This is a genomic window from Candidatus Thermoplasmatota archaeon (assembly GCA_038884455.1).
Taxonomy (GTDB): Archaea; Thermoplasmatota; E2; order DHVEG-1; family DHVEG-1; genus JAWABU01.
In genome coordinates, this window is record JAWABU010000001.1 from 23361 (window position 1) to 47347 (window position 23987).

Consider the following 23987-nt stretch of genomic DNA (forward strand, 5'->3'; position numbering starts at 1 on the left):
AAATTAGATGAAAAAAACCAAAAACCTCAAAGTGAGAAGCAGTATGATACCAAACGAAGAACTACGAGTTATAGATATTGAATAACTTCTGTTATCCGAGGATTACGGATACCTTGTCGTCGTATTGGCACAATGGTTTCAAGGAGCTGAAGTTCTGAAGCATATCCCTGAAAACGATCGTTAAACCGTTCAACAAATCGTTTTGCTGTGACGATACTATCTGCTTGGAAGGTAAAAATGCCGTCAACACATCCATGAACATATTCAATGTTTTCAATGCGGATTTGTCCAGGTGGGAGAAGATCATCTAACTGTGTGTTCATAATTTCATTGAGTACTTTATCATCAAGTGGCTTTGTCGTTCTTTTCATTAGCATGATAAAATGTTTTCTTTCAGAATACTCGTCGTCGACCACGGCAGAATATCCCCAAATGACTTTTTCTCGTTCCAGTTTTTTAATGATACGCCATACTTTCTGATGTGAAAATTTACATTTTTTTGCGATGACATCAATGCTTTCTTTCGCCTCAGTTTGAAGAACATCAAGTACTTTTTTTCATCTTGATGTATCTGTCTACTACTACTTCGTCCCATATATTTTCCCCACGATTTCGTTTTTGGAACAGTATGGACTGGGCGGGATTTGAACCCGCGGCCTCCGCCTTGCGAAGGCGGCGATCTTCCGCTGATCTACCAGCCCTCAGCGAGATTGCACGGCAAGGTAAGGAGGCATCTCTATTTGATTGTTTCTCTTTTTTATTTACAGGTGACCAATGGTCTGTTTTTTGCTTTTTTTAACGCTTCAACAACAGCAAGTTTTTCCCCCATCATAAATTTTTCAAGGGCACCGCCACCAGTACTGACATGCGATATTTTTTTATTGAGTTGAAGTTGTTCAAGTGCAGCAACCGTATGACCACCACCTGCTATCGAAAAAGCTTTTGATTCCGCTATAAAGGTGAATATTTCTTCAGTGCCTCTGCGGAAGAGTTGGTTTTCAAATACACCGCAGGGTCCTGAAACAAATATGGTTTTCGCAGTCGATAAAATCCGTTTAAACTCATCAATCGTCTTTGTACCTATATCAAAAAGATTGTAGTTACAGGGTAGTTCTTTTACCGACAGCTCTCTTCGTCGCCCATTCTCCTCGTATGCAAAATCACTGGGAAGAACAATTCTTTTTTGGAACTTTGTATATATCTTTTTGATATCGGCAAAGACTTCAGGAGTTCCATCCTCACCAAAAGCTTGTTCGTTTTTTTCACCAAGCTGGACACCTTGTGCTTTGAGAAACGCATTAGCAGTTAAACCTGTAAGCAGAACAGTATCAGCAATATTATTAGTTAACACTCGGTCAATGGTAACAACAACATCAGCAAATTTTGCTCCACCAAACATAAAAACTGATGGTTTTTCAGGGTTGCTTACCGCCTTTTCAAGAGTTGTAAGTTCTTTTTCAAGAAGTCTGCCTGCTGCTGAAGGAAGCACCACCGTGAAACCGGTTAGCGAGCATTGTGCGCGGTGTGCTGCAGCAAAAGCATCATTGACGTAGAAATCAGCAAGAGGATACAAGTTTTGAACAAGCGGTGATTTTGCATGTTCCTCGGGTGGTTTTTTTTCTGTTTCACCTGCAAATTTTCTCATGTTATCTAGAAAAATAATTTCACCTGGCTTCATCTGTCGTATTGCGTTTTTCGCTTTTTCTCCAAATATGTCATTGATAAAGGTAACTTTTTTTCCGAGGAGTTGTTGTAGTTTTTCTGCATGTCGTTGCATGTCAATAAAATCCCAACTCCCCTGTTTGCCTTGATGCGCGAGAATCACGATTTTTGCTTTTTTCTGGATAAGTTCCTGAATGGTTGGAAGTGCCAATCTAATTCGTGTATCATCAGCAATATTGAGTGTTTTCTTATCAAGAGGCATGTTGAAATCAACACGCAGTAATACCGTTTTATTTTCAAATTGAAAATCATCTAAGGTGTTATATGGTTTCATAATATTTCTTCCTCCTCAAGTGGGACATATCGCATATGCATTATTTAAACCTTTAAGTTTATTTGATAAAAAAAAGAAAAAATAGATGAAAGACCTCTCGTTTTATGAGGGGGGTTATTGTTTAATTTTTGATGCGACACGTGCAATCCATATCGTCATAACTACTGCGAGTATGGTAACGATGATTGCATAGAGCCATGGACCAAACTGCGTAAGTCCAAGTTGATCGATGGCATTTTTTATTGCTTCATTCCATGCAAGTGCCGCAATCAAACCAAATGCTGCTGTGATCAATGCCGCCATTTTATCAATAATTTCAGCTTTGATTGACAATTCTCTTTCCTCCCGCATAGATGAGAACTCTGAGGTCCTTATTAAACCTTTTTTTATTTTTTAGTTTAGAAAAAAATTGGGGAATGTATTAATGTTTTACTGGTTCTATAGTGAGTACTGCTTCACTGAACATATAATTGATGAGATCAACGATCCTACAGGAGTAACCCCACTCGTTATCATACCATGAAAATATTTTAACAAGATTGCCTTGTTCGCCCATAACTTTTGTGCTGAGTCCATCGATGATCGCTGAATGTGGATTACCAATAATGTCAACTGATACTAACGGTTCCTCAGAATACTGCATAATTCCTTTGAGATTTTTTTCTGATGCGGTTTTCAGCGCAGTGTTAATATCTTGAATACTAACCTTCTGTTTCAAAGTACAGGTAAAGTCAGTTAATGATCCATCAGGAGTTGGTACACGAAGTGCGATACCATCAATTTTCCCTTTGAGTTCAGGCATAACCAGTCCAACCGCTTTTGCCGCACCGGTTGTGGTGGGGATGATCGACACTGCAGCAGCACGTGCCCTCCTGAGATCTTTATGAGGAAAATCAAGGATACGTTGATCACCGGTATACGAATGAACTGTGGTCATAAAACCTTGTTCAATTCCAAATTGCTGATGAAGTATTTTCACAGGTGGTGCAAGGCTATTGGTTGTGCACGATGCCATTGAAATAATATGATGTTTCTCAGGATTATAGGTTTGTTCGTTTACCCCGAGAACAATTGTTGCATCAGGATCTTTTCCAGGTGCAGAGATGACAACTTTTTTTGCACCGGCTTGAAGATGTTTATCTGCGCCTTCTCGAGTTCTAAAAATACCTGTTGACTCAATGACAACATCGATGGCTAAATCTTTCCACGGGAGCTTTACCGGGTCAACTTGTGAAAAAAATTGTATAAAATGACCATTTACCTCAATTCCGTTTGATTTAACGTTGATATCTCCTTTAAATTTACCGTAGATCGAATCGTATTTTAACAGATGGGCGAGAATCTCAGTACTTCCCAAGTCATTTATCCCGACAATTTCAAATTTCTTTCCATATTGTGAGTGTTGAAAAGCTGCTCGTAAAACATTTCGTCCTATTCTACCAAACCCGTTGATTCCTACGCGTATCATCCTCTACCACAGCAACCAAAGATGCATCGTTTCTATATAAGCTTTCCGAAAAGGTTGATTTCTGACGAATCAATAATTTGCACTGAGACAAACTCCCCAAGGTGCACCTGCTCATGGAGAACAACAGGTTTGTACGTATCAGTTCTGCCAAAAAACGTATTATTTTTTCCGAGTTCTGTAATTAGAACCGTATATTTTTTTCCATGAAATTTTTTATTTTTCGTTCGTTGAAGTTGTTTACAAAGCTCAGAAAGATATTGGGATCGCTGCTTGATAACCTTTGTTGGGATGCGACCAGACATTGTTTTTGCTGGAGTGTTCGGCCGCGCTGAAAAACGAGTGATATTCACAATATCTGGATTAATGTTCTTAAGAAATGTACACGTATGATGGAACTGATCATCGGTTTCTGTCGGGAATCCTACAATAACGTCGGTTGAAAGGCTGATATCAGGTATTTTTGCTCTGAACGTAGTTACCATTTCTCTGAACTCTTCAACGGTGTACTGGCGATTCATTTTTTGGAGTATCGTGTTGTCACCTGACTGAACTGGAAGATGGATAAATCGATACACATTTGGATGACGGTAACAGGCAAGAATATTACTGAATCTTTTTCTGACGGTGTACGGATTCATCATACCAATTCTGATACGAAAACAATTCGGTTTCTGAGGTATTGTTCCGACTAATTCATCCAATGAGCTGTTCAAATCATACCCGTATGCAGCGGTATCTTGTGCCGTCAGTTGAATTTCGGTACATCCTTGACGAAGTGCTTCCTGTATGTATGCGATGATGTGTTGTTTTGGATAGCTGTGCAGAGATCCTCGCGCAAGACGTGTAATGCAGTACGAACATTTCTGAAGGCATCCCTCTGCAATCGTTATCGGTGCATATTGAGAAGTATAACGTGCTGGTAACCAAGAGGTATTGTTCTCTTGCGTAGTTGTTTTGTTTCCTGATACAATATCGACAATTGTACTCAACTCTGAAGGTTTAAGGAGGAACGCATCAGGGAGTATCTCTGTGATTAGTGCTTGCTGGACTGCGGACATACAACCAGTTACGATCACGGGTTTTTTGGTTTTTTTAAAAAATCTGAAACGAGATACCATTCGCTGTTCTGTTGTTCCAATCACGGTACAGGTTACAATAATAAGGACATCTGCCTGGTGAATATCCTCAACAGGTTCATGATGATGACTGAGGAGTGCTCCCCTAATGAGGCTTTCGTCACTTTTATTTGCAGTACAACCATAGGTTTCAATATACCATTTCATACAATTAACGGTTCAGCATGAAGAACGATTACGTTATTTAAGTGCTTCTGTCACTCGTCGAAGAACAAATGTCTTATCAAGATTTGATAAAAAATATCCGAGTCGAGGTCCTTTTTCTTTGTTTAACAACAGTTGATAGAGTGTTTTAAAACAGATTTGTACAGGAACGTGTACTTGTTCTGCGATTTCATAGATAGTATTGTGAATTGTTTCAGCAGTCCAGGGACTCTGTGAGAGTTTTTCTTCCAGCATCGTTAAATATTGACGCTGTTCAGATGTAAGAGAAATCGATGGAAGGTTTTCTTGAATCTCAAATTTAACTTCATCTGGTGCAAAGGTTTCAAGCCAATATCGTACATGGTCGAGGCGCTGCTGCAAATGTTCCTCATCAGATTTTGAAATAGTGTTTGGTATTTGCTGTGTTCGGATCAATATTGCTTTTACCTCACTCCATGTTTTTCCAATTTGAAGAAGGGTTACAAGATGCCGATACGGAAGCTGCAGTGGCAGTTTTTTTGGAATATGATATGGTTGTGAAAGTTCATAGGTTTTCCTAAAATCTTTCATACCTTTATTTTCTTCGTACATCCCAAAATATGTTGCTTCTGCCTGGTCATATTCATCAACAAGAGAAAGTAAACCAAGCCCTGAGTCAAAAACAATATGTTTGTTAGGTTGATTTTTCATAATAAGAAAGCGCAACACCTCGGGTGGCGTCATCCGCAGCATTTCTTCGCTACTAAGTGCAGTTCCTTTTGAGCTATGCATTGCGCCTTTCCCTTTCAGCATGATAAATTCATAAACCTGGAGAGCAGGATGCGGATAGTTGAATATTTCTTCAACGATTTTCGCACCTGTTTCTCGTGCGCCTCCAACAGTTGCAAGATCTTTACCACAAGGTTCAAAGGTTACCCCAAGCATCTTCCACCGAGCAGGCCAGTCAATCCGCCAAGGTAGTTTTCCAACGCCACCGTCATTGATATTAATCTCACCTTGATAGCCGCATGAACAACTGTATTCAATGGTTGGATATTCATACAACACCGGTGAAGTCGTTGATATCTTTCCACAGTTTTGACATTTCACATTGAATGGAAGCCAATTTTTCGGCAGAACTCGTTTTGATATGGTTTCAAGAATTGTTCGAATTTTTTGTGTGTTTTCTAAAGCAATTTGTATTGACTCGATATAATCACCACGGCGGTACATGTCACTCGCACGGTAAACCTGTGGGTTTACACCGATTTCTTTCAGTGAACCAAGAAAAGACAGGAGAAAATGATCTGCATAACTTTGATGGCTGCCGCAGGGACATGGAAGTTCACAGATTGGTTTACCGACGTGTTCCTGATAATTTTGTGGAAGGTAGGGATATACCTTTCTGAGAGGATCATAATCATCACACACATAGATAAAATCAGCATCTCCTCCTTTCTCAATTAAACATCGATATACAGCATCAGTAGTTAGAATCTCACGCATGTTCCCAATGTGAATTGGGCCTGATGGTGTTATTCCTGTGGCGAGTACATGCTTTTTCTTTTGTTGATAGAGTTGTTCTGCTAAAACTTCTGCCCAATGCATCTGAACCACGCAGAAAAGTATGATGAAGATATGCTTTGGCTAAATTGCTCGTGCTCTGATTAATGCACGCAGAGGAACTCCCTGAACGTCGTTGTGTGATTTTTTGTTAATGATTGCAACACATAAAACTGGAGTTGCTTTTTCATTTTTCAATGCTTTTATTGCACGTTTAAAGGTTTCGCCACTCCCAACAACATCATCAATAATGACAACGTTCTTATCTTTCACGGTTGCATAGTTTGACGAAAAAGCTCCTGACTTGTCATGACTTGGTCTGAAGACTGCAAGTTCTAAACAGAGAGCATCTGCGATATATAATGCATATGGAATTCCATTGATCGCAATACCAACAATTGTATCAACTTGAAGGTTTTTCTTTTCAATTTCTTCAAGAATAATGTCAGTTAAAGCATCAGCGATCGATCGGATACGATTCGGATAGATTCCAATTGAACGCCATCCGATTTTAACTTCACCTTCTGGTTTCTCCTTCTTCCCTCGAGCAAGAAGCCAAGTTGCCGTGTCTTTTGAAATATTGAGTTCTTCACCAATTTCATAATCTGATAATCCACTCTCTTTATATTTAATTGCTTTTGCTATCAGAGTATCTATTTCTTTCATGTTTGATAACACCCTTAAATAGTGGTATCGATGATGCATATTTAGATGTTTGCTCGTCTCCAGAATAAACACTAGTATCATCGTAAATCACACACTTTGTTTTTTGATAAATAAAACAGAGCATACAACAATCATAGGAGCACAGATGCATCGTAAACCTAAAATAGTCCTAGGAGATGTGAGGATACTGTGATGCTATGGCACAGGAAAAAAAAGGAGAAGGCTTTCATTCGGCAGCAGGATTAATTCGTTACTTTGATGCAGAAGAAAAAACAGCGCTCAAAATTCCTCCGTGGCTGGTCATTGCAATGTGTGTTGCAACAGCTGTTATTGTTGTAGCAGTCCATCTGTTAAAACCACTTTCATAAAAAAGCTTTTTTATTTTTGTTGTGACACAACTTTCTCCTTGGTTAATTCCTTTGCAACTCGTAATGCTTGCTGTACGTTTTCTTTTTTGGGTCCTCCGCTCTGCGTTAACGCTGGTTTTCCACCGCCACTTCCACCAAGAATCTTACCAAGTTCTGGAGCGATATCTCGTAAATCAAAAGAGATATTTTCAGATACTGCTGAGCAGATTTTTTTCCCATCATAAATATGAACAATATAGTTCGTCTCTTTGATCAGCGTTGTAGCAACTATAGTTGCATCATAGGTTGAAGAAGTTGCAATAACTTTGATATCAGTTCCAGGAATTTGTTCAGCAGTAGCATATATCTTTTTGATTTCATCAACCGGTATTTTTCTTCCTTCTTTTTGTTGTTCTTTCCAGAGTTCAAATAAAAGTGTACACGCATCAACAAGCGTTTCAACCGTATTTCTCTTCGAGATATTTGTGTCACTGAGAAAACGTTGTATTGTTTTTTCTAGTTGATCAACAGGTACTGAGAAAACTTTTGCCGATGCTCGCAATTGTTCTGTTTTGTCTGAATGATTTGTTACATGAAAACTATGCTTGCACATCGTGATAATTCGCTCAAAAAGAGCATCATCCTGTTGACGTTGTGCATCTGCTGCGCGTCCAGCTGCAAAAATAATTCTGTTGACGCCATCCTGTATTCTTTCAGCTTTTAGGATTTTTATTTTTTCAATTTCTTTAATATTGTTGAGGTGGGTTCCACCGCATGCCTCAACATCAATACCTGGAATGTTGAGAACCCGTATTTCATTTCCTGGCGGCACGCCACCCTGATACAGTCGAAAACCGTACGTTTGTTCAGCATCATTTCGAAGCATGACTTTTTTTTCAACGGATGCTCCTTTTTGGATAAACATATTAGCGATACGTTCTATTTCCTTCAGTTCATCATCAGTGATCGGTTTATAATGAGAAAAATCAAATCGAGCTTCTTCGGTACCAAGCTGGGATCCCGCCTGCCAGATGTGTTCCCCAAAAAGTGTGCGGAGTGCTGCATTGACAACATGGGTTCCGGTATGATGTTTCATGAGAGCATATCGAGCATCCCAGTTAATTTTACCATGAACTAGTGTCCCAACAGGAAGACCACCACGGACTGTATGTATAACTGCTTTTCCCTTCTTCTGAGCTGATACAACAGGGATGGTTGTACCGTTGATAATAAAAACTCCGGTATCCGAAGGTTGTCCTCCTCCTTCAGGGTAAAAAGCAGTTTGGTCAAGAACAACAAGCGTCCCATCTTGATTTGGTTGTGCCCACATAACGGTTGCATCAAATTCTTTCATATAATGATCTTCATAATAGAGTAGATGGGTTTCCGGAAGTTGTTCTGCAGTCTCAACAGTTGTTTCTTCTTCAGTTTCATGAGAATGAAGTTCTGCGATCATTGAATCAAAATTCGCAGGAATGTCGATGTGTATTCCTTCTGTTTGGGCGATATTTTTGACGATATCAGGTGGCATACCATGTGTGTCGTAGAGACGTACTAATGCAGTGGTGTCAAGTGTTTTTTTCTCTTTAAGAAGACGTTTAACGAGTCCTTCTCCTTTTTGTCGTGTGTCACTAAAGCGTTTGGTTTCAATGTCAAGGATTTCATCGATTTGTTTCTTCCGGGTAATCAGTGAAGGAAAATCTGATTGGAGTAACGTAAGTTGGAGATCAACTAACTCTTTGAGCGGGAGTGAAATGTTGAGTTTTTCTAAAAACCGTAGCGATCGTCGTATTATTAATCGAGCGAGGTATCCTGCTTTGACATTTGAAGGAACAATACCATCGCCAAGCATAAAAGCAAGACATTTGGTATGATCTGCTAATGCATAGATACTTGGTTTTTCATGAGCATACTTGGTCTGATTTTGAATAAATCGAATGACCTCAGGAAACACTGTATCATATACTGTCGGTGTTCCTTGAGTAAACCAGGAGATACGCTCCAGACCGTAGCCAGTGTCGACGATATTGAGTGGGTTTTGAGTATATTTTTTCCCTTCAAGTACAATTGTCCCTTGAGGATCTTCTTTCATATTCATAAAAACAAGCGTTGCAATTTCAAGACCACCTGCTAATACTTCGATACAAGGACCTGCATTTCCTCCCCCGATCCATAAATGTTCTTTGTAATTTATATATTCTCGAGGGATTCCAATACGTGTTCTAAAAAATTCATCACAATAGGAAACCGTTTCTTCTTTCCAATATATTTCATCAGTATTTTTATTGAATGCATGGTGGCCCATCATTTCAAACGTTGTCAGATGACGTCCACTGTATCCAACCTCATCGAGATCGTTAAGCCGGATACACGGTTGTGAGATAACCAGCGGATTTGCTGGCGGAGGTACCTCTCCGGAGGTGACATGCGGTTGAAAATCAGCAATAGAGGCAATAGTAAGATAGATATCAGATCGCCAACGAGCGATAACTGGGCATCGCTCACCTGTTTCAGGATATCGAATTCGCTGATGATTGTTTTCTTCAAAGAAAGTTAGAAAATGATGTCTTACTTCTGAAAGCGATAGTTTTTTTCGTGTTAGTGGTTTCGTTATAAAACTAAATGGTACGCAGGGTTGATCACCACATTTTTCAGCTGTTTGGTCAAGGGTCCAGAAATAGCTTCCGCAAGAGCTACATTTTTTACGTACGAAACCGTTTTTATGGAAGAATGCTAGGTCGCATTCTTTTTTCAAGAGAGCATCAATCATGATTCTAGTGTGGTAGGTATGTAGAAATGGTATAAAGGTTTATCCAAGAAAGCTGGTTCCCAAGGGAATAAGAGATCGATCATGAAGATAATAGAAACTTTTTTACCTTTATCGTCGATATCTTTTTCGGCAACAATAGTAAACAAAGGAATAGGATAAACCTATGGGAGTACGAGATGTTTTAGCTGAAAAAATTGCCGGAGAAATTACCCTCAGTTCGAAACCAGGAGAGACGATTCGAAAATGGAGAACTATTTTTAATATCTCACAAACAGAACTTGCTACCATGTTGAAGTTGTCACCCAGTGTGATCAGCGACTACGAGTCAGGTCGACGGAAGTCTCCTGGAATCAATACAATTAAAAAAATTATTGAAGCTTTTTTAAAAATTGATGAAACAAAAAATAATTCAAAAATTATGAGAAGTTATCAGTTTATCACAAAGAATCAAGAAGGCATTATTGATATTATGGAATATTCGTATTCAATTCCCATTATCAAATTTCTCAAAGAGATACATGCAAAGTTGTTAACGTCAAAAAAACATGCTGATACTCACATCAAAGGCTTTACGCTGGTTGATGGTATTGAAATAATAAAAACATTAAATTCAGCAAATTATTCGAATCTGTATGGTTGGAGTACTGAACGTGCATTAATTTTTACCGGTGTTCATTACGGTCGAAGTCCTATGATTGCGATCCGTATTCATCCGGTAAAACCTTCTGCTGTAATTTACCATCAACCTGGCGGTGTTGATCCGTTAGCGGTGCAGCTTGCTGAGCAAGAAAAAATACCGCTTGCCGTCACCCAGATGCCAATGGATGATTTACGAAAAAAACTAGTTATTATTGGGAAGTGAACAGGCATGGTTGATCTCTTTGGACTCTGCAGTATGTGCGGGAAACCTGATGCAATGTACACCTGTCATCTCTGCGGTCAATTGGTTTGTAGTCGTTGTTTTTCATTTGAACATGGTATCTGTAGAAAATGCGCATTTCGTGCTCAAAAATAATATGTGTTTTATGCGTGGAGAATACGGTCAATACTTGCTTTTAAGTGCATGATATCAAAGGGTTTGGTAATGTATTCAACTGCAGCAAGATGCCCCATGCCAATGCTCATTTCATCGCCTTTTGCAGTAAGGAAAACAATGGGTATCTGTTTCCATCGTTGATTTTCTTTGATTCTTGCAGCAACATCCCATCCATTCATCCCTGGCATCATAATGTCAAGAATGATAAGATCAGGAATTGTTCGTTCAAGCTTTTCTAGACATTCGAGACCGTTGTGTGCTGTGATTACCTGGTACCCGCTGACCTCAAAGAGTTGGCCGACTGACGTTCTAATATCTTCTTCATCATCAACAATGAGAATTGTTTTTGTCATAGAATCATCGTTTTTCTTTGTGGTGTACATCTCATTCAACCTAAAAAAGATTATGTTCATAAGTCGCCGTGGGAATATAAGAAATTTTTAATAACAAATGAATGATGCAATAGTTGGTACATTTCAGCAGATGTTGAGAGCGATCATATATAGTTGATGAGCATATGTTCCAACGAGCAGAATTATGTGAAAAACTATTACAAACAATGATAGATATTATTAGTAGACGAACGTCGCAAGATTATGCGTTAGTTATAATTTACAGTGCAACAAAAAATCTCGAGGTAAAATATCCTTTTTTCAAAGCAGTGACCATTCAGAACGTTCGTTTTTCAGAATATGATCGATTTGTTTCTGTTGCACCAACACTGAACACGACGAATGGAGCAGAACTTAGCGCAGGTTTACAGGAATTGATTACCTCCATTGTTACGTCCATGGGTAGTCATGCTGGTTTTTTTTTCATGAAAGAATTACAAGATAAACTTGGTCCAATATACAGTCAAGAGATACGTGATCTTGCTCTTGATCTGAATTTGTTGCAATCACAATTAACTCTGGATCGACAGCAAGATAATACCTCAACAAGCAACCATCAAGACTTCATTAAAAAGATGTTCAAAGCAGTTATCGAGATTCTTGAGAAAGATATGACAACGACTGAAGCACTTGAATTTCTTCGTAAACAATGTGCCCAACATTCTGAAGAACACCAATGGCTGCGCTATATTTCATTAGTCAACGTACGTATTGTTCAGGGTGTGGATATGGTTGTCGTTGCTCCTGATGTTGATTCTGTTGACTGTTTTGAAATTGGAAAAACATTCAATGATCTGCTCAACGATCTACGTACACAGCTCGAACACAAAGGAGGAAGCTACTTTTTTGAGGAATTTAAGAAAAAATTTACATCAGAATATTTGCAGTACATGCAGGATATTGGAATTCAGTTTAAAAAATATCAAGCAAGTTATGAAGATGTTTTAAAGGAAATCATCAACGCGACGCTCATTGTTTTAAGTAAAGCAAGTACGCATCAGTATGCAGTGTTCGCGGTGAATAATTTTTTACGAAAAATTGAATCTCGTTTTACGTATTTTAAATATATAACTGTTGTTCCATCTCAAGAACCTGGAAAAAATTATGATATTATTATTATGGAAAATCTAGATCAGATCAGTGAAACCGATACGAGGCGAGGAATTCAAAAGCTATTAAATGAGATCTGTACCTGTCTTGGTGCTTCGTTACGAAAACAATTTATTGATGAGTTTAAAAAATCACTTGATCCGGTATTTTTAGAACGTATCGAAGAGATGGGAATCAATCTGCATATGATTCAATTAAGACAAGAGTTTCTGTAATGTTGTACCTTTTGATTACGTTAGATAAAATCTTTATAGATAAAAAACGATACTGTTTTCGAACACAAAGGATAAGATATAGCACTATCAACATATTAAGGACTGAACGTAGGATGGGAGTACATGAAAATTTGGCAAAATGATATTCTCTTTAAAAAATGAATATATATCTTTTTGTATATATTTAATTATCCGAGCAGGTGGAGCTGTGTGATAAAAAAAATTCCTGATCCAAAAACTTTTCTTTTTGGAAAAATCAGCAGAAAGTTAACCTTGGTATTTCTGCTCGTTGGTATCGTTGCACCAACAATTAGTATTTCATATTTTTATGCATTATCAACGTCTTTTTTATCGCAACAGTCAACGATTATCTATCATCAAACAACTGTTCTTCGATACACGGCACTACTACTTATTATTCTCATTGCAATAGATACTGCGCTTATTGGTTTTTTTGTCTCCAGAAGCATTTCAAAACCGATCACGTTTCTACAACAAGCAACTCAAAAAGTAGAACGAGGTGATTTTTCAATACAAACAAACATAAAAACCGGTGATGAACTCGAGCAACTCAGTCATGCTTTCAATAAAACGACACTTGCCTTAAGTAAAATGGAATCAGAGCGAAAAGAGATTGACAAAGCAAAGTCAGAGTTTTTAAGCATCACATCCCATGAATTACGAACGCCAATGACACCGATGAAAGCACAGTTACAAATGCTTGAAAATGGATTTTTTGGCTCTTTAACAGACAAGCAAAAAGAAAGTATACGAATCATTATGAGAAATGCAGAACGACTTGACAAAATTATAGAGGATTTTCTTGAAATTTCTCGTATTGAAGCCGCACGGTTAAAATTTGTATTTCGTAAAGTAGACCTGACCCAGATACTTCATGATACTGTCAGTTTTTTAGAAGGGTTTGCCCGTGAAAAAAACATTACCTTGAAAATTCATACAACTCAGTTACCAATAATCGAAGTTGATCCTGATCGGGTAAGTCAAGTTCTCCGTAATCTTGTTCATAATGCGATCAAATTTTCTCCAGAGAACAGCGTTGTTGATATTGATGCTTACGAAAAAGATGGATACATTCAATTTAGCGTTGCTGATCATGGCGTTGGTATGAAACCTGCAGATCAGATCAGAGTTTTTGAACCGTTTTATCAAATTGAAGATCATCTGAATCGGAAACATGGTGGAACTGGCTTAGGTTTAACTATCTGTCGAGGTATTGTCGAAGCCCAAAAAGGAAAAATCTGGGTTGAAAGTGAAGTTGGTAAAGGCAGTATCTTTTATTTTACGGTACCGCTCAAGCCGGTTACTGAAATAGAACCCATTAAAGTTTTATTTTCATCAAAGAAAGAAATTGAAAATAAAGTACAAGAAATATTCACTGAAATACTTGGGCCGATGGGCACTGTTGAATTTTCAGAACTGAAAAATAAAAATGCTTTAGGCAGAAAAGATATATTAGACTATATTGATACCTTACATCAACAACATATACTTCATGATATACAAACGACAGTATTTCGACAGGCGGTAGATTCGATCTTTGGAACGAAAACAAATCCTGAAAAAAATGATATATGAATGAAATAAGAAGAGGGAAGATGGGATGCGGCTACGAGCATTACTCATCGTCATGTGTCTTGCAATTGCAATGATCCCGATTGGAATCATCAGCGGTTTTTTAGGTTTTGAGATTGCATCTGCATATTTTATTCTAATTGTTGGTATTACTTTTTGTGTGAGTTACGCGATTGCATATTTCATTACTCGCCCCCTTGAAAAATTAACAAAAACGATCAATGAAATCAGCCGGGGTAATCTTGATGTTACTCTTGAAAAAAGCGAGATTCTTGAGATCAATGCATTAACTGAATCATTAAATCGTGTTCTAGCAAGCTTAAAACTAGCGATCCATAAGGTTGGTGTGAAAAAAGGTGAAATATTTGAAGAAACGGTAAAAGCAAAGGAAGCTGCTGAGAAAAAATATCAAGATTTGTTAAATACGATTGATGCATGGGCGTGGGAAACAGATGCCCGTGGCATATACACGTTTTGTTCTCCGAAAGTCGCAGATGCACTCGGCTACAAACCTGAGGAAGTTGTTGGAAAATCGATTTTTGAATTTATGCCTCCTGATGAAGCAAAAAAAGTGAAAATCGGGTATTATGCTGTTAACAAAAAGCAGACGCCGATGCAGCAGCTTGAACAGTATTATTTTCATAAAAATGGTACACCTGTTCGTGTGTTTACCAACGCCGTACCAATTTTTGATCATCTTGGGAATTTTTGTGGATATCGCGGTGTTCATCGAGATGTAACAACCCATGAACCTTTCGAACATAAAATCGAAGAACTAATTTTGAAAAATATTAAAGTAAAAGAGTGGAGAAAACGCGCTCCTCATTTATTCAAAGAGTATACTGATATTGACACAAATCAGCTTGATTTCCACGACATCAAAAAACAACAAAGGAGTACTGAGCTATCTGATTATTCGTATATCTTTGACGACCATGGAAATATCATTGATTGTACCGGTAAAATCACAGAAAAACTGGGTTATGAAAAAGAAGATTTCTTAAATTTGTCTCTCAGTGATTTTGATACCTTTGAAGATCCTCAAGAATTCAAAGATCGGTTAAATACTGTCCGTCAGCATGGCGAGACACATGTCAAAACGATTCATAAACGGAAAGATGGCTCACTGATTCTTGTCAGTGAAACAATTGAGTATTTAAAAGATAAAGGGTTGTTCCGCTGTATAGTAAAAGAAGATTTTCTGATCTAGCCCTTATGTATTCTCGATATTTTTATTTTTTTCTGTTTTTATTTTACCAGCAAGTATTTATGTTATTTCCTCATGTCCGGTTTCAGAGTTGATACACTATGATTCGAGCGTCAAAACGTTCCCATTCTGTTTCATATGCAATTCGTGATGTACTACTTCCAGCAAAAGAACTGGAAAAAAAAGGAATTCAAGTCTTAAAATTAAACATCGGTGACCCGAATGCATATGATTTTGATACACCACAATATATCAAAGATGCTTTAATTCAAGCCGTTGAAGAAAACTTTAACGGGTATGCTCCTTCAGAAGGTTATGTTGAATTACGGCAAGCGATTTGTGATCGTGAAAAAAAAAGAAACAATGTTACGTATTCACTTGATGATATTTGTGTGACCACTGGTGTCACAGAAGGGTTGCAAATCCTTTTGAATGCATCTCTTGATCCAAACGATGAGTTATTGATTCCTGGTCCAACCTATCCTCAATATACCTTGATTACCCGGGTAAACGATGCAATCCCGATCCCGTATCGATGTATTGAAGAAGAAGGATGGCAGCCTGATGTTGACCATATCCGGAAAAAGATTTCAAATCGAGCGAAAGGGATTGTTCTTATTAATCCAAATAATCCAACCGGTGCGTTGTATTCAAAAAAGGTAATCAAAGAAATTATTGATATCGCTGGTGAATTTCAAGTGCCAGTTATTTCTGATGAGATTTACGATGACATGGTTTTTGACGGAAAGCAATGCGCTACAGCTTCACTTGCAAAAGATGTACCTGTAATTACCTTTAATGGTTTCTCAAAAGTATATTTGATGCCTGGGTGGAGGATGGGGTATGTGTTGTTCCATCATAGCGGGGAGCTTGATGAGATTCAGGATGCTTTTATGCGGATTGCTCGATCTCGGCTGTGCGCAAGCAGTATCTGCCAGCGAGCATGTATCACTGCATTGAAAGGACCTCAGGATCACATCGATGAAACAAATAGGAAATTACGAGAACGTCGTGATTATGCATATAAACGACTTAATGAAATTCCAGGTCTTTCAACAGCAAAACCTGCAGGAGCGTTTTATATTTTCCCGAAAATAGAAGCGATGCGTTCTGGGCTTTGGAATGATGACAAAGAATTTGTTTTAGATGTACTTCGTGAAGCGCATGTATTAGTTGTCCATGGGTCTGGATTTTGTTCAGTGTTTGGCAAAGGTCATTTCCGAGCAGTGATCCTCCCACCGCTGGAAATGCTTGAGAAGGCCTTTGATCAACTTGAACGGTTCATGAAAATGCGGCTCAAATAATTAATCATTTAAAGGATGAATGCATTACAAATGAGAGGTTACTTGGTATGGATGAAACGCAACAACCTGAATCACGAGGTGTTTTTAGTCTTGCCTTGAAAGAATACAAAACCATGGAAACAAAACTTTATGGCGAGCTTATGAAAACATGTCGCAGTTACAGTAATAAACTAAATATTATTTCTATTGTTGGTATCCTTGATTTAGTGAAACAAGAGATGAAAGACCTTGATAAAACCGATTTTCGGTTCACCAAATACGGAACATCAAGCGACGAGACAGATACTCTGTAACAACGCTGTTTGTAACTTCTATAATCTACTCAGCTGGCTTGATCATATCAACGGGCGTTCTAGTGATGCCCTGCTTCTTGTTACGAAGGAAAATTACGAATAAAATTAAAATTAATTAAAAATTTATCATGTAAAAAGAGTATTATTTATGTATATTTTTGTATATATTATTATATCATATTGTAATACATCTAAATATGTATAAATAGATATTTTTATATATATTATAAATATACCTTTTCGTATATTACTATATATATCTTACAGTACCTTTATGATACCTTACTATATCACGTACACATTAAGGTGACAACAATATGATTATAGCACAACTAAGTATTGCTCCTCTAGGAGAAGGTACAAGCGTAGGTCATTATGTAAAGATCGTTCTAGAAGTATTGAAAAAAGAACACATTCATTTTGAAACAAATGCGATGGCAACAGTACTTGAAACTGAGGATCTAGCAACTCTTTTTCAAGCTGTTCAAAAAGCACATCAAGCAGTCGCTGATGCAGGGGCACAACGAATTATTACAGAAATAAAAATCGACGACCGCCGCGACAAACCTGCCACAATTCGATCAAAACTTGCATCACTAAAAGCATAAAAATACTGGTGCTCTCAGAAGAACAACACATACAAAACAGTTATATGTACCATGTTCATTTCGAGGTTCGGGACGGTAGATATTGTGTCAACAACATCACTTGTAGAAATCATTTTCCATGGACGTGGAGGCCAAGGAGCAGTAACCGCAGCAAATCTACTTGCAGCAGCAGCATTACACGACGGAAATAAAGGAGTTCAAGCATTCCCTGTTTTTGGTGCAGAACGACGAGGCGCACCAATACGAGCATTTGCACGCATCTCATCAGAAGATGAAATCCACCTGCGAAGTGAGATTTACGAACCAGACATCGTCATTGTGCAAGATGAATCAATTATGGAAATCGTCGACGTAGTAAAAGGATTAAAAAAGAATGGAACAATTTTAATTAATACTCAGAAAAAACCAACCGATTTCCGTTTTTCAAAAACGTATCGAGTTGCAACCGTCGATGCAACAAGTATTGCCCTAAAATATGAAATTCTCGTCGGAGGAATCCCTGTTGTCAATACACCGATTCTCGGAGCAATCCCAAGAATACTTGACAAAGTATCTCTAAAATCAGTTCAGGAGGTTGTTCGATCAAAATGGAAAGGTGAACAAGGAATCGCAAACGTTAATGCAACCCAGGACGCCTATGATTCTACCGAGGTGAACAAATGAAGAAATACCAAGTCATCTCAACAATTTCATATCCAAAAATAGGCGCCAATGGAAAAACCGGAACGTGGCGAATTTTCAAACCAATTCTTGACAAAGCAAAATGCGTTAAATGTCTTCGTTGTTGGATTTTCTGCCCGGAGAGTGCAATACTTCGGAATAACGATGAAAGCATTGACATCGACTATGATTATTGTAAAGGTTGTGGTGTCTGCGCCAAAGAATGTGCACTAAAAGCGATAACGATGCGACGGGAAGGTGACCAAGAATGACCATCATGATTGATACTGGCAATTATATTGCTGCTAAAGCAGCAGTCATGGCAAAACCTGATGTTGTTGCAGCATATCCAATTACCCCACAGACAACCGTTGTTGAAGGAATTGCAAAATACTACAGCACCGGGGAATATGCTGGCGAATATATTTGCGTTGAATCAGAACATTCAGCAATGAGTGCCTGTATCGGTGCAAGTGCAGCAGGTGCTCGAACATTTACTGCCACATCATCCCATGGATTATTACTTATGCATGAAATGCTCCATTGGGCAGCACTCGCACGATTACCAATAGTTATGTGCAACATCAACCGGGTAGTTGGACCAGGATGGAACATTTGGGCTGATCAAAACGACTCAATCTCTCAGCGTGATACCGGTTGGATTCAGTTCTATTGTTCGATCAATCAAGAAATTTTTGATACCGTCATCCAGGCGTTTAAACTTGCAGAACATAAACAGATACTGTTACCCGTGATGATTAACTATGATGCATTTGTGTTATCACACACGACCATGCCTGCAGACATCCCAGATCAAAAAGATATTGATCATTTTTTACCCCGCTATGAACCACAATGGAAACTTGACGTGCACAATCCAACAACGTTTGGAAACATCATCCTTCCGCAAGCATATTTCAAAGTTCGAAAAGCAATGCAAGATGCACATGAACATGCAAAAAAAATGATACCGAAAATTAATGCTGAATGGGAAACCATAACTGGAAGAAGCTATGGTGGATTATTCGAAGAATATCGATGCGAACATGCAGAACATATCCTCATTGCAAGTGGTGCTCTGGGTGCAGAAAGCAAAATTGCAATAAATCGATTACGAGAAAAAGGTATGAAAATAGGTCTTGCTCGACTGCGGGTTTTCCGACCATTCCCAACTGAGGAGATCATCCGCTATGCAGAGCAAGCAGATCTTATCGTGATAGATCGAAATATTTCTATTGGGAACGAAGGCGCGATGTGTACCGAAATCAAAGCAGCGTTGTACGAAAAATCTGATGCACAGGTGACCGGCTTTGTTGCAGGTCTTGGTGGAACCGATGTTACGTATAAAGATATTGAAAAGATGTGCACACAGGCCGTACAAGGAAAAGCAAAATCAGGTGCTTGGTATGGCTTGAAGGAGGATGTATAGCTATGGCAATTAAAGATATGCCGATTGAAGAATGTATGCTTGCTGGAAATGCTGCATGTCCTGGATGTCCAGCAACCATGGCGTTACGAGTAGTATTGAAAGCACTGGGAAAAAACACAATTATGACCGTCCCAGCATGCTGCACTGCAGTTATTGAAAGTTTGTATCCCGATACCTCGTTTGATATACCGGTGATGAACATTGCATTTGAAGCAGCAGCTGCAGCTGCATCAGGTATCGAAGCAGCATTACGAAAACAGGGAAAAACAGATACCACAGTTGTCGCGTGGGCAGGTGATGGTGGAACCTATGATATTGGACTGCAAGCGTTATCAGGTGCATTAGAACGTGGAACAAACTTCATCTATATTTGTTATAATAATCAGATTTATTCAAACACGGGCATTCAGCGGAGTGGTGCAACACCCTATGCAGCATGGACGACGACGACAGTTGGTGGAAAAACAGAGTTTACCAAAAAAATGGGTGATATTATCCAAGCACATCATATCCCGTATTCTGCACAAGCCTGCATCAGTTTTCCCGAGGATCTATACAATAAAGTTGTGAAAGCAAAAAACATTAAAGGTCCGAAATATATTGAAATCCTTGCACCTTGCCCGCCGGGATGGCGGTTTAGCATGGATCGAACCGTTGAGATGGGGCGTCTTGCAGTCGATACCGGAGCATGGGCATTGTATGAATGTGAACATGGTGTCGTAACGTTTAATGGAAAAAGTAAATTGATCCTTGAGAAAAAGGTTGAGCGAAAACCACTTGAAGAATGGATTCGGTACCAAGGTCGTTTTAGCCATCTGTTCAAACCTGAAAAAAATGTAAAAATCCTATCAATGATGCAGGAGCATATCGATCAGATGTGGGAACGTTACCGAAAATGCTTTCAGTAAAAACATTCTATATTGATTCTTTTTTTCAATCAGAAAGCATCTCCTGAGATGACATTTTGCCATTTTGACAATATTTTCAGAAAAGTATTTAGTTTATAACCTACAAAGTATAACTTGAGGAGAGTGCGTGAAAGCAAATCATAAATTCCAATCTTCTACTTCTGCGGTTTCAGAGGTGATCGGTGTTATTCTCATGGTTGCCATCACCGTAACGATCGCTGCAGTTATTTATCTCTATGTCAGTGGTATTCTTGGAAGTTCATCAAGCAGTATCAATAGTTCTTGGAAAACACTGCAAGACCAGTTAGACAAACTCCGTGGCGGAGATTATTACAATTCCCAAGGAGGCCCAGATGGTCCTGGTGGTGCAGTACCTGCCGGTGGTTCTGACAACCCCGGGGGTGATTCTGATCTCACCCCCGATGATCCTGATGATGGTGTATGGTCTGACACTCTCCTAATCTCAGATCCAAATCCAAAAGACAATGAAATCGTTGAATATTCTGAAAGTATTACGTTTAGTGTGTATATCACACATGCTACAGAAGACGAAGATGGCAATATTTACTATGAAATCAGCTGTTCAAATGGAGAATCAACCAGTCAAACAAATGTCAACAGCGGCCGATACTCACTTCAACTAACGAAACTACAACCTTCAACCATCTACCGGATATCTATTATTGCAATTAACATGTTGAATGGAAGATCAACCACTGCTGAGTATCAATTTCAAACTACGGCACAACCACAACCACCACGACTTGGTGAACCGAATATTCCTGATTATGCAAAAAATCAACCATTGTCCTTAACCTGGAGCATCCCCATAAGTGATGATGACAGCTTGTTTAGCTGGAGTATCGAAGTGCGAAGTGCAAAAGGTCAAACGTTTACTGAAAGTGCTACCAATGATATTTCAGGTATTAAATCAATCACACTGAAAAATCTTGCAGAAACAACAGAGTATACTGTGACGGTTACTGCAACTGATGAAAGCATGCTTGGAGCTATCGGTTTTTATCACTTTACAACAGGAAAATCTGGAGAGATCGAAAAATAAAGACATTTACATGAGTTCTGCTCCTTTGGATGAAATTGAACAAACATACGTTTTTCCAAATGACTGAAGTAGGGTACATAGTTGTTCTGTTCGCCCAATTGCAAAAACAGAATTTCCAAGCATACACATACTTGCCATTCCAACTTTATTTGCTGCAGTAATCGCTTTCAATACCTCTCTTTGAATTAATCCTGTCTTGTACGAAAATTCCTGAGCAAGCCTGAACAAATTTTCCAGCGAAGGTTTTTCTAAAATTTTTTTTGTACAATACCTGCCAAGAGCTGCGATTTCTTCAAGTTTGTTTCGATCGGTGAGAATTTTTTTTGTTTCAAGTTTTTCTCCAACGACACAAATAACAACATCATGGCATGCTGGGATGTGTTCAAGCATCCCCCATGGTGGTAAACCTGCCTCCCGTCTGATTTCAACACCTCCAAAACTACACGCGATAACATCACCAAGACCCGTATGATTTTCAATTTCTGCCTTATGAGCTGCTCTGATTGCGTCACTGTGTGGCCGTTGGAGAATTTTTGCTACTGCAAGTGCTGTGCTGAGCGCCCCTGCTGCACTCATGCCAAAACCTTGACTTAATGGTAAATCAAGCGTTGTTTGCACGTTGACATTAAATGGTGCAGTTCCAATAAGATTAAGAACTGTGTGTGTGGTTACCGGTGCCTCTGATTTTTGATTATTGATATAAACCGTGATGTGTTGTTGTTCAGCGAGTTCAAGAGACACGGTGGTTGTCGCCCCAAGCGTGATACATATACCTGCACCTCTCGATCCTGATCGATATACATCATTTGGATGATATTTTGGTTCAAAAAAAGCTGAGATATGTCCTGGTGCAAAAGCTGATGCATTCATACCTCATCACAGCAAAGTTGCGAGAATGTCAAAGATATCTAAGACGATGTCTTCTTTTCTGCCTTTTTTCTGATAGATTTTGCCTTGTTTTGTCACAATTATGATGTCAGAAACAGTATGTCCCATGGTTTCAACAGTGTTTCCAACAACGGCATCTAGCTTGTGGTCTTGAAGAAGTTGTAGTGATTTTTTTTCTAACGTTTTTTTATTTGGCTCTAATTTAAATCCTATAAGTATTGCATGAGGTGCTTTCTTCCGGATTTTGTGGAGGATTTTTGGTGTTTGCTGCAGTTCGAGGATGAGTTTTTTTTGCTCTGAACTAATTTTTCCTAATTTTTTTGTCAGAGTGTAATCTGCTATAGCAGCACAAACAATAATGATATCAAAAGATTCGAGTGCTGTTTTTTGTACTAATGTTGTAAGATCAGCATACGTTTCAAATCTAGTTGTCTGAAGATATTCAGGAACTGGTTCAGAGGCACAGCCATACCAGAAATCCACGTCGCCTCCTTGTTCAAACGCTGTCCGGGCAAGTGCAACTGCTGTTTTCCCAGAACTTTTATTCGTAATAACTCGAATATCATCGATTGGCTCAGCCGTGCCACCACCAATAATCAATACCTTTTTCCGATGAAGTTTCTGATTTCCAATTGTTCTGATGACCTGCGTAACGATTGTTTCTGTTTTCGGCATAGTTGCCTTATTTTTTCTAATTCTTGGTTCAAGGAGAACAAGTCCGTCTTTTCTTCCGAGCATGATATTACGTTGAATAACAGGATGCTGATACATGGAGAGATGCATCGCTGGAACAAGGATAATGGGTATCTGCGATCCGAGTGCAGTTGTTGCAAACGTTGTTACTGCAGTATCATCAATACCATGAACAATTTTTGATAACGTGTTCGCTGTACACGGAGATATGATGAGAAGGTCTGCCCGGTTTTTGGTTAAACCACACCAGGTTACATGTTCTGTTTTTCCACTGAGTTCGACAATTGGTGTATGTCCCGTTGCAAACTCTAATGCGTCAGGATGAATAATGCGCGTTGCAGCAGGAGTCATCACCGGGATAATGTTTGCGCCGTGACGAATGAGTTCACGAGCGAGTGCAATAGTTTCAACTGCAGCAATACTTCCCGTTACGCCTAAGACAATTGTTTTGCCAGCAAGTTTTGTACTACTACTCCCCCGAATTTCATCTGCAGGATGCATTCTGTATCACGAAATAAT

General features: G+C 38.8%; 25 protein-coding genes and 1 tRNA gene. 14 read left to right on the forward strand and 12 right to left on the reverse strand.

Translation table 11 applies throughout. From position 1 onward, the window contains the following. Nucleotides 1-68: 68 nt before the first annotated feature. The 8 genes from QXL17_00080 to QXL17_00115 all read right to left on the reverse strand — a co-directional run bounded on the left by QXL17_00080 (nucleotide 69) and on the right by QXL17_00115 (nucleotide 6952). Nucleotides 69-416 carry a hypothetical protein gene (locus QXL17_00080; GenBank protein ID MEM4257538.1) on the reverse strand — a complete coding sequence of 116 codons (348 nt, stop codon included), beginning with the start codon at nucleotides 414-416 and terminating at the stop codon, nucleotides 69-71. Nucleotides 417-629: 213 nt separating this feature from the next. Further along, a tRNA-Ala gene (locus tag QXL17_00085) sits at nucleotides 630-701 on the reverse strand. Between the two features lie 56 nt (nucleotides 702-757). Beyond that, complete coding sequence (pgk, locus tag QXL17_00090) at nucleotides 758-1996, reverse strand: phosphoglycerate kinase (protein MEM4257539.1); 1239 nt, start codon at nucleotides 1994-1996, stop codon at nucleotides 758-760. Nucleotides 1997-2110: 114 nt separating this feature from the next. Further along, entirely contained in the window at nucleotides 2111-2347 is a 237-nt protein-coding gene (locus tag QXL17_00095) for a DUF5654 family protein (protein ID MEM4257540.1), read from the reverse strand. Nucleotides 2348-2417: 70 nt separating this feature from the next. Then, nucleotides 2418-3464 (reverse strand): type I glyceraldehyde-3-phosphate dehydrogenase, encoded by a 1047-nt coding sequence (gap, locus tag QXL17_00100; GenBank protein MEM4257541.1) that lies wholly within the window; start codon nucleotides 3462-3464, stop codon nucleotides 2418-2420. A gap of 32 nt (nucleotides 3465-3496) precedes the next feature. Next, nucleotides 3497-4747, reverse strand: coding sequence for a tRNA (N(6)-L-threonylcarbamoyladenosine(37)-C(2))-methylthiotransferase (locus QXL17_00105; protein ID MEM4257542.1), 1251 nt, complete (start codon nucleotides 4745-4747; stop codon nucleotides 3497-3499). Between the two features lie 33 nt (nucleotides 4748-4780). Beyond that, nucleotides 4781-6331 carry a lysine--tRNA ligase gene (lysS, locus tag QXL17_00110; GenBank protein ID MEM4257543.1) on the reverse strand — a complete coding sequence of 517 codons (1551 nt, stop codon included), beginning with the start codon at nucleotides 6329-6331 and terminating at the stop codon, nucleotides 4781-4783. A 39-nt stretch (nucleotides 6332-6370) separates the two neighbouring features. Next, a complete protein-coding gene (locus QXL17_00115) occupies nucleotides 6371-6952 on the reverse strand; it encodes an orotate phosphoribosyltransferase-like protein (protein ID MEM4257544.1) in 582 nt (193 codons plus the stop codon). A gap of 197 nt (nucleotides 6953-7149) precedes the next feature. Between QXL17_00115 and QXL17_00120 the strand changes: the two genes are divergently transcribed. Beyond that, a complete protein-coding gene (locus tag QXL17_00120) occupies nucleotides 7150-7320 on the forward strand; it encodes a preprotein translocase subunit Sec61beta (protein MEM4257545.1) in 171 nt (56 codons plus the stop codon). Nucleotides 7321-7330: 10 nt separating this feature from the next. Here QXL17_00120 and alaS read toward each other — a convergent pair whose 3' ends face one another. Further along, nucleotides 7331-10069 carry an alanine--tRNA ligase gene (alaS, locus tag QXL17_00125; GenBank protein MEM4257546.1) on the reverse strand — a complete coding sequence of 913 codons (2739 nt, stop codon included), beginning with the start codon at nucleotides 10067-10069 and terminating at the stop codon, nucleotides 7331-7333. Nucleotides 10070-10232: 163 nt separating this feature from the next. Here alaS and QXL17_00130 point away from each other — a divergent pair, with 163 nt between their 5' ends. Together QXL17_00130 and QXL17_00135 are read left to right on the forward strand one after the other, a co-directional pair. Further along, nucleotides 10233-10931 carry a helix-turn-helix domain-containing protein gene (locus QXL17_00130; protein ID MEM4257547.1) on the forward strand — a complete coding sequence of 233 codons (699 nt, stop codon included), beginning with the start codon at nucleotides 10233-10235 and terminating at the stop codon, nucleotides 10929-10931. 6 nt (nucleotides 10932-10937) lie between these two features. Next, nucleotides 10938-11084: an orotate phosphoribosyltransferase gene (locus tag QXL17_00135; GenBank protein ID MEM4257548.1), complete on the forward strand. Its 147-nt coding sequence runs from the start codon at nucleotides 10938-10940 to the stop codon at nucleotides 11082-11084. 8 nt (nucleotides 11085-11092) lie between these two features. On the opposite strand, the gene QXL17_00140 is transcribed toward QXL17_00135, so the two are convergent. Further along, the gene (locus tag QXL17_00140; protein ID MEM4257549.1) at nucleotides 11093-11458 is read right to left on the reverse strand and encodes a response regulator; all 366 of its coding nucleotides are present in this window, start codon (nucleotides 11456-11458) and stop codon (nucleotides 11093-11095) included. Nucleotides 11459-11622: 164 nt separating this feature from the next. On the opposite strand from QXL17_00140, the gene QXL17_00145 reads away from it, so the two are divergent. From QXL17_00145 to QXL17_00195, 11 genes are all read left to right on the forward strand, one after another. Then, nucleotides 11623-12822: a hypothetical protein gene (locus QXL17_00145; GenBank protein ID MEM4257550.1), complete on the forward strand. Its 1200-nt coding sequence runs from the start codon at nucleotides 11623-11625 to the stop codon at nucleotides 12820-12822. Nucleotides 12823-13032: 210 nt separating this feature from the next. Then, entirely contained in the window at nucleotides 13033-14418 is a 1386-nt protein-coding gene (locus QXL17_00150; GenBank protein ID MEM4257551.1) for a HAMP domain-containing sensor histidine kinase, read from the forward strand. Between the two features lie 25 nt (nucleotides 14419-14443). Further along, on the forward strand, nucleotides 14444-15625 hold the full coding sequence (locus QXL17_00155) for a PAS domain S-box protein (protein ID MEM4257552.1): 1182 nt from the start codon (nucleotides 14444-14446) through the stop codon (nucleotides 15623-15625). 98 nt (nucleotides 15626-15723) lie between these two features. Then, entirely contained in the window at nucleotides 15724-16926 is a 1203-nt protein-coding gene (locus QXL17_00160; GenBank protein ID MEM4257553.1) for an aminotransferase class I/II-fold pyridoxal phosphate-dependent enzyme, read from the forward strand. Between the two features lie 47 nt (nucleotides 16927-16973). Next, nucleotides 16974-17219 carry a hypothetical protein gene (locus tag QXL17_00165; protein ID MEM4257554.1) on the forward strand — a complete coding sequence of 82 codons (246 nt, stop codon included), beginning with the start codon at nucleotides 16974-16976 and terminating at the stop codon, nucleotides 17217-17219. Between the two features lie 317 nt (nucleotides 17220-17536). Beyond that, complete coding sequence (locus QXL17_00170; GenBank protein MEM4257555.1) at nucleotides 17537-17827, forward strand: MTH1187 family thiamine-binding protein; 291 nt, start codon at nucleotides 17537-17539, stop codon at nucleotides 17825-17827. Nucleotides 17828-17911: 84 nt separating this feature from the next. Beyond that, the gene (locus tag QXL17_00175; protein ID MEM4257556.1) at nucleotides 17912-18490 is read left to right on the forward strand and encodes a 2-oxoacid:acceptor oxidoreductase family protein; all 579 of its coding nucleotides are present in this window, start codon (nucleotides 17912-17914) and stop codon (nucleotides 18488-18490) included. Continuing rightward, nucleotides 18487-18759, forward strand: coding sequence for a 4Fe-4S binding protein (locus QXL17_00180; protein MEM4257557.1), 273 nt, complete (start codon nucleotides 18487-18489; stop codon nucleotides 18757-18759). Before QXL17_00175 ends, QXL17_00180 begins: the two co-directional genes overlap by 4 nt. After that, on the forward strand, nucleotides 18756-19916 hold the full coding sequence (porA, locus tag QXL17_00185) for a pyruvate ferredoxin oxidoreductase (GenBank protein MEM4257558.1): 1161 nt from the start codon (nucleotides 18756-18758) through the stop codon (nucleotides 19914-19916). The genes QXL17_00180 and porA overlap by 4 nt, the downstream gene beginning before the upstream one ends. Before the next feature lie 2 nt (nucleotides 19917-19918). Further along, on the forward strand, nucleotides 19919-20824 hold the full coding sequence (locus tag QXL17_00190; protein MEM4257559.1) for a thiamine pyrophosphate-dependent enzyme: 906 nt from the start codon (nucleotides 19919-19921) through the stop codon (nucleotides 20822-20824). A 127-nt stretch (nucleotides 20825-20951) separates the two neighbouring features. Beyond that, on the forward strand, nucleotides 20952-21887 hold the full coding sequence (locus tag QXL17_00195; GenBank protein ID MEM4257560.1) for a type IV pilin N-terminal domain-containing protein: 936 nt from the start codon (nucleotides 20952-20954) through the stop codon (nucleotides 21885-21887). 6 nt (nucleotides 21888-21893) lie between these two features. Here the strand turns inward: QXL17_00195 and QXL17_00200 are convergent, their stop codons facing one another. Both QXL17_00200 and coaBC read right to left on the reverse strand, forming a co-directional pair. Then, nucleotides 21894-22757 (reverse strand): pantoate kinase, encoded by an 864-nt coding sequence (locus QXL17_00200; protein MEM4257561.1) that lies wholly within the window; start codon nucleotides 22755-22757, stop codon nucleotides 21894-21896. A gap of 6 nt (nucleotides 22758-22763) precedes the next feature. Next, entirely contained in the window at nucleotides 22764-23969 is a 1206-nt protein-coding gene (gene coaBC, locus QXL17_00205; protein ID MEM4257562.1) for a bifunctional phosphopantothenoylcysteine decarboxylase/phosphopantothenate--cysteine ligase CoaBC, read from the reverse strand. Nucleotides 23970-23987: the final 18 nt, after the last annotated feature.